This is a genomic window from Pseudomonas sp. CDFA 610 (assembly GCF_021147865.1).
Classification (GTDB): Bacteria; Pseudomonadota; Gammaproteobacteria; order Pseudomonadales; family Pseudomonadaceae; genus Aquipseudomonas; species Aquipseudomonas alliivorans.
This window is the reverse complement of sequence record NZ_JAGTPM010000001.1, coordinates 611,282-627,283: the sequence shown is the minus strand read 5'-3', so window position 1 is coordinate 627,283 and position 16,002 is coordinate 611,282. Positions and strand designations below refer to the sequence as shown.

14 protein-coding genes are annotated in these 16,002 nt (G+C 59.9%); 8 read left to right on the top strand and 6 right to left on the bottom strand.

Features of this window, described 5'->3' with window-relative positions:
- Positions 1-339: 339 nt before the first annotated feature.
- On the top strand, positions 340-1,107 hold the full coding sequence (locus KDX39_RS02830) for a helix-turn-helix transcriptional regulator (RefSeq protein ID WP_231659298.1): 768 nt from the start codon (positions 340-342) through the stop codon (positions 1,105-1,107).
- A gap of 154 nt (positions 1,108-1,261) precedes the next feature.
- Here KDX39_RS02830 and KDX39_RS02825 read toward each other — a convergent pair whose 3' ends face one another.
- From KDX39_RS02825 to rpiB, 3 genes are all read right to left on the bottom strand, one after another.
- On the bottom strand, positions 1,262-3,628 hold the full coding sequence (locus tag KDX39_RS02825) for a membrane-bound PQQ-dependent dehydrogenase, glucose/quinate/shikimate family (protein ID WP_231659297.1): 2,367 nt from the start codon (positions 3,626-3,628) through the stop codon (positions 1,262-1,264).
- A 386-nt stretch (positions 3,629-4,014) separates the two neighbouring features.
- Positions 4,015-4,995, bottom strand: coding sequence for a sugar-binding transcriptional regulator (locus tag KDX39_RS02820; protein WP_004885472.1), 981 nt, complete (start codon positions 4,993-4,995; stop codon positions 4,015-4,017).
- Between the two features lie 63 nt (positions 4,996-5,058).
- Entirely contained in the window at positions 5,059-5,520 is a 462-nt protein-coding gene (gene rpiB / locus KDX39_RS02815) for a ribose 5-phosphate isomerase B (protein WP_184322763.1), read from the bottom strand.
- Positions 5,521-5,798: 278 nt separating this feature from the next.
- Here rpiB and KDX39_RS02810 point away from each other — a divergent pair, with 278 nt between their 5' ends.
- The 7 genes from KDX39_RS02810 to dhaL all read left to right on the top strand — a co-directional run bounded on the left by KDX39_RS02810 (position 5,799) and on the right by dhaL (position 13,143).
- Positions 5,799-7,286, top strand: a complete 1,488-nt coding sequence (locus KDX39_RS02810; RefSeq protein WP_231659296.1) for a sugar ABC transporter ATP-binding protein — start codon at positions 5,799-5,801, stop codon at positions 7,284-7,286.
- Complete coding sequence (locus KDX39_RS02805; protein ID WP_099230619.1) at positions 7,283-8,260, top strand: ABC transporter permease; 978 nt, start codon at positions 7,283-7,285, stop codon at positions 8,258-8,260. Before KDX39_RS02810 ends, KDX39_RS02805 begins: the two co-directional genes overlap by 4 nt.
- Positions 8,261-8,312: 52 nt before the next feature.
- Positions 8,313-9,323 (top strand): substrate-binding domain-containing protein, encoded by a 1,011-nt coding sequence (locus KDX39_RS02800; protein ID WP_099230617.1) that lies wholly within the window; start codon positions 8,313-8,315, stop codon positions 9,321-9,323.
- Between the two features lie 231 nt (positions 9,324-9,554).
- Positions 9,555-10,310 (top strand): SDR family oxidoreductase, encoded by a 756-nt coding sequence (locus KDX39_RS02795; protein ID WP_231659295.1) that lies wholly within the window; start codon positions 9,555-9,557, stop codon positions 10,308-10,310.
- A 27-nt stretch (positions 10,311-10,337) separates the two neighbouring features.
- Positions 10,338-11,453, top strand: coding sequence for an MDR/zinc-dependent alcohol dehydrogenase-like family protein (locus KDX39_RS02790; protein ID WP_231659294.1), 1,116 nt, complete (start codon positions 10,338-10,340; stop codon positions 11,451-11,453).
- 40 nt (positions 11,454-11,493) lie between these two features.
- Complete coding sequence (locus KDX39_RS02785; RefSeq protein WP_099230610.1) at positions 11,494-12,495, top strand: dihydroxyacetone kinase subunit DhaK; 1,002 nt, start codon at positions 11,494-11,496, stop codon at positions 12,493-12,495.
- Between the two features lie 3 nt (positions 12,496-12,498).
- Positions 12,499-13,143, top strand: a complete 645-nt coding sequence (gene dhaL / locus KDX39_RS02780; protein WP_231659293.1) for a dihydroxyacetone kinase subunit DhaL — start codon at positions 12,499-12,501, stop codon at positions 13,141-13,143.
- A 70-nt stretch (positions 13,144-13,213) separates the two neighbouring features.
- On the opposite strand, the gene KDX39_RS02775 is transcribed toward dhaL, so the two are convergent.
- From KDX39_RS02775 to KDX39_RS02765, 3 genes are all read right to left on the bottom strand, one after another.
- Positions 13,214-13,813 carry a peroxidase-related enzyme gene (locus tag KDX39_RS02775; protein ID WP_231659292.1) on the bottom strand — a complete coding sequence of 200 codons (600 nt, stop codon included), beginning with the start codon at positions 13,811-13,813 and terminating at the stop codon, positions 13,214-13,216.
- Positions 13,810-14,340, bottom strand: a complete 531-nt coding sequence (locus KDX39_RS02770) for a CMD domain-containing protein (RefSeq protein WP_442964519.1) — start codon at positions 14,338-14,340, stop codon at positions 13,810-13,812. The genes KDX39_RS02775 and KDX39_RS02770 overlap by 4 nt, the downstream gene beginning before the upstream one ends.
- Positions 14,341-14,406: 66 nt before the next feature.
- Positions 14,407-15,972: an ABC transporter substrate-binding protein gene (locus KDX39_RS02765; protein WP_231659291.1), complete on the bottom strand. Its 1,566-nt coding sequence runs from the start codon at positions 15,970-15,972 to the stop codon at positions 14,407-14,409.
- Positions 15,973-16,002 lie beyond the last annotated feature (30 nt).

Sequence of the window (16,002 nt, the reverse complement as noted above, 5' to 3'; positions counted from 1 at the left end):
GTCTCAAGGTCCTTCCTGGAAATTTAGTCGGGAATTGAAGCACTGGCCTGTTGACACTGTATGTCCCGCTTAACCCGGACGCTGGCTTATAGCCATTACCCGCCCTCTCAACCTAGACGCTTCGCCCCCTGCGCGGCATGATGCTGCTTGCATCGATTCGTGACCTTGTCTGCCCCGCGTGCGAAATCGGGTGGCGAGCCTGTCCCTGTTTTCTGCTACAGACGTCGGAAGGATCCTTCGGTTGAATACGCCGAATCATCCGCTGTATCTGCCGTCACCCTGTCGAAGGTCAATCGCAGGACGGCGCTCATGCACGGACAGAGTCAAGGAGGCTAAAAGATGAAATCGACACGCTCGCCGAACGCCAGCCACGACCCACGCTTCTATCAGGAACTGGGGCAACTGGTTTCGAGCACCGGCAACGCCTCATTTGCCGGAAAAATGCTGGAACTGGTCGACACGCTGGTCTCGGTTCAGGGGATTGTTCTGTGCGAGTGGGCGCTTGATGAGGCTCAGTCAGGAGTGGAGCGCATTACCCGTCTGGGTGGTGCGGGCGTGCAGCACGATATCTGCGCATCTGAAGCCCTCCAGCAATCTTTGCTGCAGAGCATCGTGCACATGGACGCCTCTTTGCTGGTCCAGACCCGAGTGCCTGTGGGCCAGAAATCGGCACGCCGTGACATTCAGGTCTGCAGCCTGGTGTCCAGCAGCGGCGAACTGCGACGCATCATTTGCTTCTATCGACTTGCCGGTTCCAAAGCCTTCTCGTTGAGCGAGTTGTCATTGCTCAAAAGCCTCTCGGACACGCTGTTGCCCCTGGTCGAGCACCACTCGCAACTGTTGGTGCAATCCGCTGCGGAAAAAATCGAATTCGAGCCAGGCTCGATCGATGAAGCGTTCAGTGGAAGGCTGGCGCAGGACGCAATCACGCTGTCGGCGCGCGAGCAGGAAGTGTGCATCGGTCTGTTGACCGGCGGCTCGGTCGCAGAGATGGCTCGACGCCTGAACGTCAAGAACAGTTCGGTGGAAACCTACCTGAAACGCGCAACTGCAAAACTCGGGGTCAGTGGTCGGCACAGTCTGGCGAGATGGATGGCCGGACCGTAAGTCCTGCGCTGTCTACTGTGTAGGAAAAAAGGGCCATGACGCGTCAGCGCATGGCCCTTTTTGATAATGACTGTTGAGAATGCTTCTGCGGAAGGCCTCACCATGTTTTCGACGCAGCGCTGTCGCGCGGCGAGTGCCCTCTCACATCCTCATGTCAGTTCAAACGAAACGCCATCACACTGTCGCCCAGCGTCGTGCCCAGGGAACCGTGTCCGCCTGCGGAAATGATCACGTATTGCTTGCCATCGCTTCCGGTATAGGTTGAAGGCGTCGCCTGCCCGCCTGCTGGCAATTCATACTGCCAGAGCACCTCGCCGGTGTTCACGTCGTAGGCGCGGATGAAATTGTCAGCCGTCGCCCCGTGGAAAATCAAACCACCCGCCGTCAACAATGGCCCCCCATGCGCCACCATGCCCATCGGGAAGCCGACGGGAAAACGATCTTCCATGAAGCTGGTCTTGAGATTTTTGGTGGTGCCGACCCGGCGTTTCCATTCGGTCTTGCCAGTATTCAGGTCCACGCCGACCATGCTGCCCCAGGGCGGCGCGGTGCAAGGGATTCCCAGACCTGACGCCAGTCGCGAGATACGGATCGCGTAATCGCCGTTGAAGTTTTCGTTCCAATACGGCTTGCCATCTTTGGTGAACAGGCGTTTTTCCTGATCCTGCTCGGGACGCTTGATCAGGTTATAGATGTAGGCCAGGCGCACAGGCGTCGCTACAAGAATCTGTCGGTCGGGGTCGACCGCCACGGAGCCCCAATTGAATACGCCGATGTTTCCGGGATAAATCAGCGAGCCGGACTCGGTGGCCGGCGTCCATGGGTTGCCATCGTAGCGCAGCGTGTTGAAGGTGGTGCGGCAGGCCATCTGATCAAATGGCGTGACGCCCCACATCGACCTCTCGGTCAGCGGCGGCGGAATGAAGTTGAGTCTTGAAACCGGCTGCGTCGGCGCAAAGCGTTCACCCGGCACGCCACCGCCTGTCTGCACCCTGGCCTGATCGACTGGCGTGATCGGCTCACCGGTCAGGCGATTGAGCACAAATATGTTCCCCACCTTGGTCGGCAACAGCAGCGCGGGCTGTTTGCTGCCTTCCTTGCCCAGATCAAGCAACGAAGGTTGCGACGGGTTATCGCGATCCCACAGGTCATTGTGGGAGGTCTGGAATTTCCATTTGAACGCGCCGGTTTTCAGATCCAGCGCCACCAGTGCATCACGAAATTTTTCGGTATTGCCGTTCGGGTCGCGACGCGTGCCGGTTTCGTCAGGCGATGCGTTGCCGAACGGCACGTAAACCAGGCCGTTTTTCAGGTCGGCACTCAGCGTGGCCCACGCTACCGGGGTGTCCTGCGGATAGTTCTGCCCCGCCGAAACAGGCGCGGTGTTTTGTGGATTTTCGGGATCGAAATTCCAGACCAGATTGCCGGTGGTGACGTTGTAGGCGCGAATCACACCGGACGGATTGCCCTGGTCATAACCATTGTCCATCACCGAGCCACCGAGCACGATGAGATCACCTGCCACCAGCGGCGCGGCGGTCTGCATCAGGGCATGTGGACGGACGTTGCCCATGTTGTCGCGCAGATCGACTACGCCATTGCTGCCAAAATCGCTGCAGAGCTTGCCGGTGTCGGCATCGAGCGCAACCAGCCTGGCGTCTGCCGTGGCCATGATGATGCGTTTTTCGCACTGCGCTGCCGGCGCATTCTGAGCCGTCGGCGCTGCGTAGTAACTCACACCACGGCAGGTCTGGTGCTGTTGCAAGTAAGAGCGGGTCTTATCAGGGGTGTATTTCCAGTCCAGCTTCCCGCTTTCCGGATTCAGAGCGTGTACCTCGTTATGAGGTGTGCACACATACACGCGGTCGTTGACCTTCAACGGCGTCGCTTCGAAGGTGTATTCGCCCGCATCCTTGTCTGCGTCACGCAGATCACCGGTGTGGTATTCCCAGGCCACCGACAGCTTATCGATGGTCTGCGGATTGATCTGATCCAGACTCGAGAAACGCTGACCACTTTGGGTGCCGCCATAGGCCACCCACTCATTGCCTGCGACCTCGGTGGTGCGTGATGCGGCCGAGGAGCCGGTCTGGCCTTTCACCGCATAGGGATCGTAGAACATGAGCGCAATCACGATCAGCGCCATGACGGCGACAGTGCTGCCCAGAAAAGGGTGAAACCCGCGAGTGCTGTCGACAGTCCGGTTGCGCAGCAGCGGGCGTACCACCCAAGGCATTGCCAGCCAGAAACCGATCAGCGCGAACAGGTCGCCGCGTGGAATCCACTGCCATTTATCAAAGCCGACTTCGTAGATGATCCACAGAAGAATCCCCCACATCAGCAGCGCGTACAGCGTCAACGCCGATTTCTTCTTCAGGAACACCAGTACGGCCGTTGCCAGCACGCCCAGGGCAATCACCGAATAGGCCGCAGAGCCGCCAACTGCTACCAGTTGCGCCCCCATATAAAGCAGCGCAATGCTCAGTATCGCCATCACGATACCTGTCGCTCTTAAAATCATCGTCCTTGTCCTGTCTTGTTATGTGTTGGAGCCGTGTGTGGAGCGCGTGTTTTTCAAGCGACTGCTGACGCCATCGCCGACAGGCCGACGCTTGTCAAACAACGCATGGCCTGCTGAAGAAACGCTGCTTTTCTGTGGGGAGCGGCTTGCCGGCGATAAACGATGATGCGATGTTCCTGACTTGCCGCGTCGACTGAATCACCGGCAAGCCGCCTCCCTCCGTCCAGTGTTTACCGAGCGACAGCACTACGTTGAAGACGTGGTGGTGCCCTCCGCCAGACCGCATTTATTCAGACAAACAGTTGTCTGACGACATACATGTTCGGCACTGAAACGCAGTAAAGCGGTTTATGGAAGTGTTGGCAAGGCGGCGATCCGCTCTGTCGTCATACTTTGCGCGTTGCGTCATCCAGCGCCAGGATGGTGTGCGCGTTGGTCACCGTGGTAGCGAGGGTGTTGATCACGCCGGAACGCAAGGCACCCAGCGTCGCTGCCGCCTTGGTATTTTCGCTGGCGATGGCCACCACGTCCGGGATGCGAAAAAGCTCCTGCACCGTCAATCCGATCACCCTGCCCTGAATGGCGTTGACCGCGGGCTGACCGTGGATGTCGATGAAGTCGTAGCCCATCATGTCGCCCACGGTGCCGGACAACCGCGCTTGAGCAATTTCCTGAGGCGAGAACCAGCCCATGCGCACCATGTTGCTGTTCTCACTCATGTCACCGATACCGATCAGCGCAATATCGGCACGTCGCGCCCGGTCCAGCGTCGAGCGTACTGTGTCGTTATTGATCAGCACGCCGCGCAGTTCCGGGTTGGCGACCAGCGCCGGGGCGTACAGGCTTTCGCTTTCGCCACCAAAACGCAGCGCCAGACGGCGGCAGATGTGATCGGGGTTCATGTACTCGCCTGCCTTGAGAGAACCGCCAATGGCGCAGACAAAAGTGCAGTTGCGAGTCACGGGGAGAAATACGTTGTCCGCCACTGCGCCTACATTGCGGCCCATACCGACGGCGACGATCATGCCGTCACTCAGCGTTTTGTTCAGGTAGTTGGCCACCAGGCTGGCCACCGCCGAGCGCTGGGTGTCGGGGTCGCTGTGATCGACGGCAATCAGCGCGCGATCCAGTTGAAAGCGCTCGACCAGCGCCTGCTCCAGTTCGTTGTTCATCGCAGGATGCTGCAGCACACGCACTTCAACGATACCTTCGTCGCGCGCGCGTTTGAGCAATCGACTGACTTTTGCACGGGACAGGTCAAAGCGTTTGGCGATGGCTTCCTGAGTGACGTTCTCAAGGTAATAAAGCATCGCGACCTCAGTCATCAGATCGATGTCACTGGCCATGCGCTGGTTACTGTCACTCATGTGGACGGGCTTCCGTTTCGACGTCAAAGGCGCATTCTCTCTACTCCCGGCCCTCTGCGTCCACTACTGATGCCCGTCGCGCTCGATGGCACTGATGCGGTCGACCTTGGCGCCCGAGCGCGCCGCTTCGAACTCCGACTCCAGGAACGACTTGACGATGCTTTTCGCCAGCTCCGCGCCGATCACTCGCGCACCGATGGACAGGATCTGCGCATCGTTGCTCTTGCGCGCCCGCTCTGCCGAGTAGGTGTCGTGGGCCTGAGCTGCACGAATGCCCAACACCTTGTTGGCCGAGATCGCCATGCCGATTCCCGTTCCGCACACCAGGATGCCCAGCCGCTGTTGCCCGGCACTGATGGCGGTGGCCACGGCAAGGGCAATGTCCGGATAGAGCACCGGAGCGGTCGAGTGGGTGCCGAAGTCGGTGACTGGATGCCCCAGCGTCTCGATATGCCGCTTCAACAACTCTTTGAGCTCATAACCTGCTTCATCGCATCCGATAGCCACCGGGAAAAGTGTGTTCATGGCGTTTGGCTCCACTGCCGGGGTCACATATCACTGACCAAATGTTCAATCGGTGAAATTCCGATCAGTTATTTCTCAGACATTAACGACGTAGTGTCAAGCAGGATGTGGATTGAGATTCAAACGATCGCTTAAAATCCGGTACATAACGGGTAATCAGCCCGTAAGGAAATTTATCGAGGAAAGAGATTGACTGCACAGAATTTCATTTGATACACATATGATCACTACGCAGCACCAGTGCACCTAATAAGAATTCACAGCACGAGGACACGCCGATGGCCATGCCATTACTGCTCCAGGCTGAACATGTCGCCAAGTCCTACGCAGGCATCCCCGCCCTGCGTGACGGCCGATTGTCACTGCGCGCAGGCAGCGTTCATGCACTGTGCGGCGGCAACGGCGCTGGCAAATCGACCTTTCTCAGCATCCTGATGGGCATCACCCAGCGTGACGCGGGCACCATCCTGCTCAACGGCAACCCGGTGCAGTTCAATCGTCCAGGCGATGCACTGGCTGCGGGAATCGCGATGATCACTCAGGAACTTGAGCCCATCCCATACATGACCGTCGCCGAAAACATCTGGCTGGGCCGCGAGCCACGCCGTGCCGGCTGCATTGTCGATGCCCGAGAACTCAACAGGCGCACCCGCGAACTGCTGGAAAGCCTGGAATTCGAGGTCGAAGCCACCAGCCCCATGCATCGCCTAAGCGTGGCGCAGATTCAACTGGTGGAAATTGCCAAGGCCTTCAGTCACGACTGCGAAGTCATGATCATGGACGAGCCCACCTCGGCCATTGGCGAGCGCGAAGCACAGACGCTGTTCAAGGCCATTCGCCGCCTGACCGCGCAAGGTGCCGGTATCGTCTATGTGTCCCATCGACTCAGTGAACTGGCGCAGATCGCCGATGACTACACCGTCTTCCGTGATGGGGCTTTTATCGAAACCGGGCGTATGGCGGACATTGATCGGGCGCATCTGGTGCGCAGCATCGTCGGTCAGGAACTGACGCGCATCGACCACAAGGTTGGTCGCGAATGCGCTGCCGAATGCTGCCTGAATGTTGATGGACTGAGTCGCAACGGTGAATTCCACGACATCAGCCTGCAACTGCGTCAGGGCGAGATTCTTGGCATCTACGGCCTGATGGGCTCGGGACGCAGTGAGTTTCTCAATTGCATCTACGGGCTGACCACTCCGGACTCAGGCACCGTTACTCTTCAGGGCAAGCCCATGCCGATCGGCCTGCCCAAGGCGACGATACGCGCCGGCATGTCGCTGGTCACCGAAGACCGCAAGGACAGTGGCCTGGTGCTGAGCAGCAGCATTCTCTCCAACATTGCCCTGTCGGCTTACAAGCGTCTGTCGACCTGGTCGCTGATCGACGCACGCAAGGAGACCCGTCTGGCCGAAGACATGGTCAGGCGTCTGCAGATCAAGACCACCTCACTGGACCTTCCCGTTTCCTCAATGAGCGGCGGCAATCAACAGAAAGTGGTGCTAGCGAAGTGCTTGTCCACCGAGCCCGTTTGCCTTCTGTGCGATGAGCCGACCCGGGGCATCGACGAGGGGGCCAAGCAGGAGATCTACCACCTGCTTGACCAGTTCGTGCGCGCCGGCGGCGCCGCCATCGTGGTGTCTTCGGAAGCGCCGGAACTGTTGCGCCTGAGTGACCGAATCGCCGTATTCAAGGCCGGAAAGCTGGTGACCATCAGCAGCGACACCGACCTTTCCCAGGAAGCCCTGCTGAGTCTTGCCTCATGAACGCCAAAACCGTGACCGCGCCCGTTACTGCCGCACCCCGAAGCCGCCTGCGTCTGTCCCTGGACCGTTTCGGCCTGCCGCTGGTGTTCATCGTGTTATGTATCGTGATGGCGTTTTCCAGCGAATACTTCATGACCTGGCGCAACTGGATGGACATCCTGCGCCAGACCTCCATCAACGGCATTCTTGCAGTCGGCATGACGTACGTGATCCTGACCAAGGGCATCGACCTGTCGGTCGGTTCGATTCTGGCGTTTGCCGGACTGTGCAGTGCGCTGGTCGCGACTCAGGGCTACGGCCTGCTGGCGGCGGTCAGTGCCGGGATGTTTGCCGGGGCGATGCTGGGCGTGGTCAATGGTTTCATGGTCGCCAACCTGTCGATTCCTCCATTTGTCGCGACCCTCGGCATGCTCAGCATCGCCCGCGGCATGACCTTCATCCTCAACGACGGCAGCCCGGTGACCGACCTGCCCGAGGCCTATCTGGCGCTGGGCACCGGGCGAGTCGGACCGATTGGCGTGCCCATCATCATTTTCGCCGTGGTGGCGCTGATTTTCTGGATGGTGCTGCGTTACACCACTTATGGCCGTTACGTATACGCCGTGGGCGGCAACGAGAAAAGCGCCCGCACCTCAGGCATCGGCGTGCGCAAGGTGATGTTCTCGGTGTACGTGGTCTCCGGATTGCTGGCGGGGCTGGCCGGTGTCGTGCTCTCCGCCCGAACCACGTCCGCCCTGCCCCAGGCCGGCATGTCGTATGAACTGGACGCCATCGCAGCCGTCGTCATCGGCGGCACCAGCCTGTCGGGCGGCACCGGCAGTATCGTCGGCACCCTGTTCGGCGCGTTGTTGATCGGTGTGATCAACAACGGTCTGAACCTGCTCGGCGTGTCCTCTTATTACCAACAGGTCGCCAAGGGCCTGATCATCGTGTTCGCAGTACTGATCGACGTGTGGCGCAAGAAAAAACGCTAATCGCTTTTCCTCTGAATGAACGACTGACTACAACAATAACGGAGTTCTCATCATGAAATTCGGCACATCCCTGGCCGCTGTCGCGGCGCTCACCCTGCTCGCCAGTAGCATTTCCCTGGCCGCTGACGGCAAGACCTACAAGATCGGCGCAGCCGTTTACGGACTCAAGGGCCAGTTCATGCAGAACTGGGTGCGAGAGCTGAAACAGCACCCGGCAGTCAAGGATGGCACCGTACAGATCACTGTGTTCGATGGTAACTATGACGCGCTGACTCAGAACAACCAGATCGAAACCATGATCACCCAGCACTACGACGCGATCATCTTCGTGCCTATCGACACCAAGGCCGGCGTCGGCACCGTGGCTCGCGCCATGGAAAATGATATTCCGGTCATCGCGTCCAACACCCGCGTGGCAGGGACCAAAGTGCCCTATGTCGGCAACGATGACGTCGAGGGTGGACGCCTGCAGGCTCAGGCCATGGTCGACAAGATCAAGGGCAAGGGTAACGTGGTGATCATTCAAGGACCGATTGGCCAGTCTGCCCAGATCGATCGCGAGAAAGGCGAGATGGAAGTCCTGAAGAAACACCCGGACATCAAGATCATCGAAATGAAGACCGCCAACTGGTCACGCGCCGAAGCGCTGGCCCTGACCGAAGACTGGCTCAACGCCCATCCCAATGGCGGCATTTCCGGGATCATCGCGCAAAACGACGACATGGCGCTCGGCGCCTTGCAAGCCGTCAAATCCCGCGGACTGACGCCTGCCGAGGTGCCCGTCACCTCCATCGACGGCATGCCGGATGCCATTCAGGCAGCCAAGAAAAACGAAGTCACCACCTTCCTGCAAGACGCCCAGGCCCAGTCCCAGGGCGCGCTGGACGTCGCGCTGCGTGCCCTGTCCGGCAAGGATTACAAGCCGCAATCAGTGATCTGGGAGCGTTACGCCAAAGACGTGAAATGGGGAGATGGCACTGACAAGAACTACATCCTGCCATGGGTGCCGGTGACCGACGCCAATGCCGATGCGCTGTATCAGCAGGTAAGCGGCGGGAAGTAGCTTACCTGATGGCAGCCAAAACCTGAGTGCCTGACTGGATGCAAAACCTGTGGGAGGCCGCTTGCCGGCGATAGCGTCAACTCAGTCTCTGGTGTGCAGCATCAAAAAGCGCTTTGCCGGCACGCCGCCTCCCACAGTCCGTTGGCTGCGACATGATGAGTGTCTAGCAATGAGCAGTCGGTGTGGCAACGAGCATAGGTAGATAAAACCCTCTACACAGGAGTCATGTTCATGTCTGGATTCTGGAATCAGGCTTTCGACCTTACCGGCAAATGCGCCGTCATCACGGGCGGCGCGGCCGGGATTGGCCTGGCCTGTGCCAGCCTGCTGGTCGAGCGCGGTGCGCGGGTTGCGTTGCTTGACCGTGACCCTGCGGTGGTTGAAGTCGCCGCAAGCCTGGGCGATGGCCATCTCGGTATCGCCGTCGACCTGCGTCAGCTCGATCAGGTGCAACGCAGCGTAGACAACGCCTTTGACCACCTCAGTCGCCTCGATTACCTGATCAACAGTGCGGGCGTTGCCCTGTTGGACAAGGCCGTCGATGTCAGCGAGGACGCATGGGACACCACGCTGGATATCAATCTCAAGGCCAGCTTCTTCGTTGCCCAGGCCTGCGCCCGACACATGCTCGCCCAAGGCAGCGGGCGCATCGTCAATCTGGCGTCACAGGCTGCTGTCATCGGTCTGGACCGTCATGTCGCGTACTGCGCCAGCAAGGCTGCGGTGGTCGGCATGACCAAGGTACTGGCCATGGAGTGGGCGCCGCACATCAACGTCAATGCCATCTCCCCCACCATCGTCGAAACCGCGCTGGGCAAGAAAGCCTGGGCAGGCGAGCTGGGTGAAAAGGCCAAATTGCAGATTCCGGCGGGCCGCTTCGCTCAGCCGGAAGAAATTGCCGGGCTGGCGCTGTACCTGCTCAGCGACGTCGCCGCCATGATCACCGGAGAGAACGTGGTGATCGACGGTGGCTACAGCATTCAGTAACCCCATTTCTGTCGTGAGGTTTTTGTCATGTCCACCGCTACCGAACGCACCGACGAACAACTTTCTCCCGTGATTCCAGCCACCATGCAGGCGGTGGTCTGTCATGGCCCGGAGGATTACCGGCTTGAAACGGTCGACGTCCCGACGCCTGGCCCGGACGAGATCCTGACCAAGGTCGAGCTGTGCGGAATCTGCATGGGCGACATCAAGACCTATCGAGGCGCGCCATCGTTCTGGGGCGATGCCGAGCAGCCGCGCTATGTCAAACCGCCGATGATTCCCGGTCACGAATTCGTCTGTCGCGTGGTTGCCCTTGGCCCGGGTGCGGAAAAGCGCGGTGTGAAGATCGGCGACCGAGTGATTTCCGAACAGATCGTGCCTTGCTGGGGCTGCCGTTTCTGCAACCACGGGCAGTACTGGATGTGTCAGAAGCATGACCTCTACGGCTTCCAGAATAATGTTCAGGGCGCCATGGCCCAGTACATGATCTTTACCAGGGAAGGCATCATTCACAAAGTGCCGGACTCCATTGCACCGGACGAAGCCATTCTGATCGAGCCGCTGGCCTGCTCGCTGCATGCGGCGGAGCGCGCCAATGTCGATTTCGATGACGTGGTGGTGGTTGCCGGGGCCGGAACGCTGGGTCTGGGCATCATCGGCGCGGTGCGCATGCGCAACCCGAAAAAGCTCATCGTTCTGGACATGAAACCCGAGCGCGCCGCCCTCGCCCTGCGCATGGGCGCGGATGAAGTCTGGAACCCGGCCGAGGTCGATGTACTGGCAAAGATCAGGGACATCACCGAAGGCTACGGCTGCGACATCTATATAGAAGCCACCGGGCACCATAAAGCCGTCAATCAGGGCCTGGCGATGCTGCGTAAGCTGGGTCGTTTCGTTGAATTCAGTGTGTTCAACGACGAGGCCACGGTAGATTGGTCAATCATCGGCGACCGCAAGGAACTGGACGTGCTGGGCTCACATCTGGGTCCCTACATGTACCCACGCGCCATCGATTTCATTGGCAATCGCAAGATCGACATGCGAGACGTGGTCACCCACAAATTCCCCCTCGCCGATTTCAAGGAAGCCTTCGCCGTGATGGAACGCGGCGACAAGTCGCTGAAAGTGGTGCTGGAACCGTAACACGTACGCTCCTTATAAAAAGAACACAGGAAACCGCGTTATGAATCGAGTCATCAACGATCCCGACCAAGTGGTCGAGGACATGCTGCGCGGCATTCTGGCTGCGCATTCCGAGCTGTCCCAAGGCACCAGCAACCCCAGAGTCATCAGCAAAACCACGCCTTCACCCCACGGCCGGGTCGGCATCGTCACCGGCGGTGGTTCGGGTCACGAGCCGGCTTTTCTCGGCTATGTCGGGCCCGGCCTTGTCGATGCCGTGGCAGTCGGCGAGATATTCTCTTCTCCGACGGCCAAAAGTTTCTTCGATGCCTTCCGCGCAGCGGATCGCGGCGCTGGCGTGGCCTGCCTGTATGGCAACTATGCCGGCGACAACATGAACGTAAAGCTGGCGATGAAAATGGCGGCCAGCAAGGATTTGCAGATTCGCACCGTGGTTGCCAACGACGACGTGGCCTCGGCCCCCAAAGCCGACATTGCCAAGCGTCGCGGCGTGGCCGGGGAAATCTTCATGTGGAAGACCGGCGGCGCTGCTGCAGCGCTGGGCTACGACCTGGACGGCGTGATCCGTGTCGCCCAGAAAGCCGTCGATCAGTGCCGCTCCATCGGTATCGGCCTTACGCCCTGCACCATCGCGGCAGTCGGCAAGCCCAACTTCCAGATTCCGGACGGCCAGATGGAACTGGGTATCGGCCACCACGGCGAGCCCGGCATTGAAGTCATCCCCATCGAATCCGCCGCAGCCATGGCCGAGCGCATGCTGGCACCGATTCTCGCTGACCGCGATTTCAATCAGGACGACAGCGTTGTGGTGCTGGTCTCGGGACTTGGCGCAACGCCGGTCATGGAACTGTACATTTTCTACGCCGAAGTCGAACGCCAGCTCAAGGCGCGGGGCTTGAACATTCATCGCTGCTACGTCGGCAACTACTTCACGTCTCTGGAAATGATGGGCGTGACGCTGACCCTGCTGGGCCTGGACGCCGAGCTGAAAACCCTGATCGACCACCCTTGCCGCTCCATCGGCATGACCCAGGCGGAGTGAACCATGAGCCAGCATTTTTCCTCTCGTGACGGCAGCGCCATCGTCACCGATCTGGTCGCGGTGATCGTGGCCAACCGTGAATACCTCAGTGAAGTCGACGGTGCCATCGGTGACGGCGACCACGGCATCAACATGGCCAAGGGCTTTGCCCATTGCGGACGCAGCATCGAGGGTCGACAACTGACCCTCGCCGAAGCACTCGACGAACTCACGCTCAGCCTGATGGAAGGCATCGGCGGCTCCATGGGCCCGCTGTACGGCAGCCTGTTCATTGGCATGGCCGATGAAGTACGCGGCAGCGAGCAGATCGACGCAGCGACGTTCGCTCACCTGCTGCGCGGCGGGCTGACCTCCTTGCAGGACATCACTGAAGCCGGCGTAGGCGACAAGTGTCTGATGGACACCTTGATTCCAGCGGTCGAAGCTTTCGAACAAGCCCATGCCTCGGGCGTTTCGTTCAACGACGCGCTGGAAGCCATGAAACGCGCAGCCTCACAGGGACGCGACTCGACCAGGGACCTGATGGCAAGAATCGGTCGCGCCAGCCGCCTGGGCGAACGCTCGATCGGCGTGCTGGATGCAGGCGCGGTATCGTGTTGCCTGATCCTGACCCGGCTGGCGGATTCGGTGCAGCCCAGGCTGGTGTAGTTCCGGCGCCTGAACAAGACCCGGCGCATCGCTGCAACGGGTCAGGCAGAGGCATGACGGGGCCGAGTTATCAGCCCTCTGAACGCGCATCGGGATAAACCGGCTCCCCCAGATTCAGCATCAACCGATTGGCCCAGGCAAAAATCGAAATCGCGTGAATCAGGTCCAGCACCTGCGCATCGTCCAGTCCTTGCTCACGCAACGCTTGAATGTGGCCAGCATTGAGCGATTCAGGCTCAAGCGTCAGGTCGATGGCGAACTGGACGATAGCGCGCTCACGATCAGTGGTGCCTGCAGTCGCCGGGTCGGCAAATACCTGGGCGATGACGTCGTTGCGCTTGGCCAGTTGCTCGAAGCGTTGCGCGTGCACCGAGGCGCAGTACACGCAGCGGTTGATGCGAGAGACCACGGTGCTGGCCAGCTCTCGCTCGGCGCGGGACAGGCCGCCCGGCGCGTACATGATGGCGTTGAACGCCTGGGAGCGCTGCCGAAGTATGGCCGGATGGTGCGCCAGCGTCAGGTAGTAATCCGAGGTCTTGGCCTGCGGATGGCTTTCTTCAAGCACGGCGAGCTGTTCCGGCGTTGCGCCGTTCAGCTCGACTGTAGGCAGCCAGGCTTTCCAACCCAGCACCTGATTGGTGAAACCATTACTTTCGATAAGCTCGCTCATTGGGCTGCTCCGGCAGAGTGCAGCGCGCCGAGACCTGCGGCCAGACGCACTTGATAGGACATGAATGCAATCAACTGCGCGAGCACGACGATTTCGGCGGTGCTCAGCCCTTCGTGCTGCAACGTCAGCAGTGCAGCCTGATCGCCATGCACTGGCGACTCGATCAAAGTACGGGTGAAACGCAGAATCGCCGCGAGCCGCGCATCATCCAGCACATCAATGGCCCCCGCATCGATGTCAGCCAGTACCGGGGCTTTTATTCCCAGCGCCTGCAATTGCTTCAGATAATGCGTGGTCAGCGTGGCCTGTTCGCCAAGCTTTGCGGCGTAATAGGCCACCCACAGGCGCTCGCTCAGTGACAGGTCGTTATCCAGTGCCGGGTCGAAAAACAGGTCCTGACTGCCCTGAGTGGCCGAAGCGACTTTGTCGCGGGCATGGCGAACCTTGTGCAAATGGCTGCCTGGCTCGATGTTCAACAGGCTGTCGAGCAGGTCAGGCTGAGGGGTGATGTCAGTCGTCAGGATCATGGGCATTCTCAACGTCGGTATGGCCTTCGCATCGCGATTGAAATAACGACGCGAAGGCGTGAAAGATCAGGGTTGTTCGGTGACCATGGTGGCGGCCGTGCGGTCGCTGACCAGTGGCTCGACTTTCAGCCCTTTGCGCGCCGCCCAGATGTTCTGGTAATGGAACAGCGGAATGATCCCCACGTCATCGCTGACCACCTTGACCGAGTCCTGAAGAATCTTGCGGCGTCTGGCTTCATCGAATTCGGCGGTCGAATCCGCAAGCGCCTTGTCCACGACCGGGTTGCTGTAATGGCCCCAGTTGGACGCTCCCTGCCCCTTGGCGCTGTCGACGGTGGTCAGGATATTGGTCAGCGCATAAGCCGCCTCACCCGTGCCGTTTCCCCAGGCGATCACACTGATCGCCAGCTCGTTCTTGTTGGCCTTGCCGGCATAAACCGCCCATGGCAGCACTTCCAGCTGGACCTTGACGCCGATGCGCGACCAGAACTGCGCGACGGCCTGCATGACCTCCGGCGCCTGCGGGTAGCGGTCACCGGGGACATGGACAGTCAACTGAAAGCCTTCGGGAAAGCCCGCCTGCGCCAGCAGATCCTTGGCCTGCTTCGGGTCATACGGGATGTTCTTCACGTCCGGGTTATAGCCGAAGGTATTGGCTGGCATCCACTGATTGGCCTCGGTCACAGTGCCTTGCATGATGCGCTCGTTGATGGCCTGACGGTTGATGGCCAGTGACAGCGCCCTGCGCACACGAACGTCCAGCAACGGGTTTTCGGGCAGCGGCTTGCCCGCGTTGTCACGAATGAACTCATTGGGACCGGCGCGGAAACCTGGCTGAATCAGCAGCGCACGCAAGCCCTGATAGGCATAAACCTTGACCGTCGGCGTCTGGCGCAGACGCTCCACATCCGTTGGCGAGACCTTGTCGATCACATCCACGTCGCCTGCCAGCAATGCCGCGGTGCGGTTGGCCGCATTGGCGATGAAGCGGTAGTCGACCTTGTCCCAGGTCGGCTTCGGGCCCCAGTACGCATCGTTGCGCTCGAAAACCGTCCGGTCGCCAGGCACGAAGGACACAAAGCGATAAGGCCCGGTTCCGATCATGGCCTTGCCGGAGTTGTAGTCGGCGCTGCTGGCGTTGGCGCCTGCGTGGCGGCTGACGATGTAGATCGAATCGACGTCCGGCAGCAGGTTGGCGTTGGGCAGGCGGGTCTTGATGATCAGCGTGTGATCGTCCTTGGCGGTAACGGAAGCGACGGTGCGCGTCGCCCCGGCGTAAGACGCCACGCTGCCCGGCACATTGCGGGCGCGCTCGAACGAGAACACCAGATCGTCAGCGGTCAGCGGCTGACCGTCCTGCCATTTGACGTCGTCACGCAGGTCGAACTCCCACGTGGTGTCATCGACCACTTTCCAGCTTTTCGCCAGCCCCGGCAGGGTCTTGTCATCGCGGCGGCTGACCAGCGACTCAAACGCATGCAGGGCAACCGAACGGTCTCCAGCGTAGTTGTTCAGTTGTGGATCGAGGGATGAAATCGGGTCGGCATAGCCGATACGCAGACTCTGCGCGACCGCACTGCCTGCGGCCAGAACAAGGGCTGAAGCTAACAGGGAACGAACAAGTGGTTTCATGAGAATTCCTGATACGCAATCATTGGCAAG

Coding starts and splice junctions, on each gene's coding strand:
- KDX39_RS02825 (WP_231659297.1), bottom strand. CDS start 3,628: ATGATTTTAAGAGCGACAGGTATCGTGATGGCGATACTGAGCATTGCG.
- rpiB (WP_184322763.1), bottom strand. CDS start 5,520: ATGAACACACTTTTCCCGGTGGCTATCGGATGCGATGAAGCAGGTTAT.
- KDX39_RS02795 (WP_231659295.1), top strand. CDS start 9,555: ATGTCTGGATTCTGGAATCAGGCTTTCGACCTTACCGGCAAATGCGCC.
- KDX39_RS02820 (WP_004885472.1), bottom strand. CDS start 4,995: ATGAGTGACAGTAACCAGCGCATGGCCAGTGACATCGATCTGATGACT.
- KDX39_RS02790 (WP_231659294.1), top strand. CDS start 10,338: ATGTCCACCGCTACCGAACGCACCGACGAACAACTTTCTCCCGTGATT.
- KDX39_RS02775 (WP_231659292.1), bottom strand. CDS start 13,813: ATGAGCGAGCTTATCGAAAGTAATGGTTTCACCAATCAGGTGCTGGGT.
- KDX39_RS02800 (WP_099230617.1), top strand. CDS start 8,313: ATGAAATTCGGCACATCCCTGGCCGCTGTCGCGGCGCTCACCCTGCTC.
- KDX39_RS02805 (WP_099230619.1), top strand. CDS start 7,283: ATGAACGCCAAAACCGTGACCGCGCCCGTTACTGCCGCACCCCGAAGC.
- KDX39_RS02765 (WP_231659291.1), bottom strand. CDS start 15,972: ATGAAACCACTTGTTCGTTCCCTGTTAGCTTCAGCCCTTGTTCTGGCC.
- KDX39_RS02770 (WP_442964519.1), bottom strand. CDS start 14,340: ATGATCCTGACGACTGACATCACCCCTCAGCCTGACCTGCTCGACAGC.
- KDX39_RS02830 (WP_231659298.1), top strand. CDS start 340: ATGAAATCGACACGCTCGCCGAACGCCAGCCACGACCCACGCTTCTAT.
- KDX39_RS02785 (WP_099230610.1), top strand. CDS start 11,494: ATGAATCGAGTCATCAACGATCCCGACCAAGTGGTCGAGGACATGCTG.
- KDX39_RS02810 (WP_231659296.1), top strand. CDS start 5,799: ATGGCCATGCCATTACTGCTCCAGGCTGAACATGTCGCCAAGTCCTAC.
- dhaL (WP_231659293.1), top strand. CDS start 12,499: ATGAGCCAGCATTTTTCCTCTCGTGACGGCAGCGCCATCGTCACCGAT.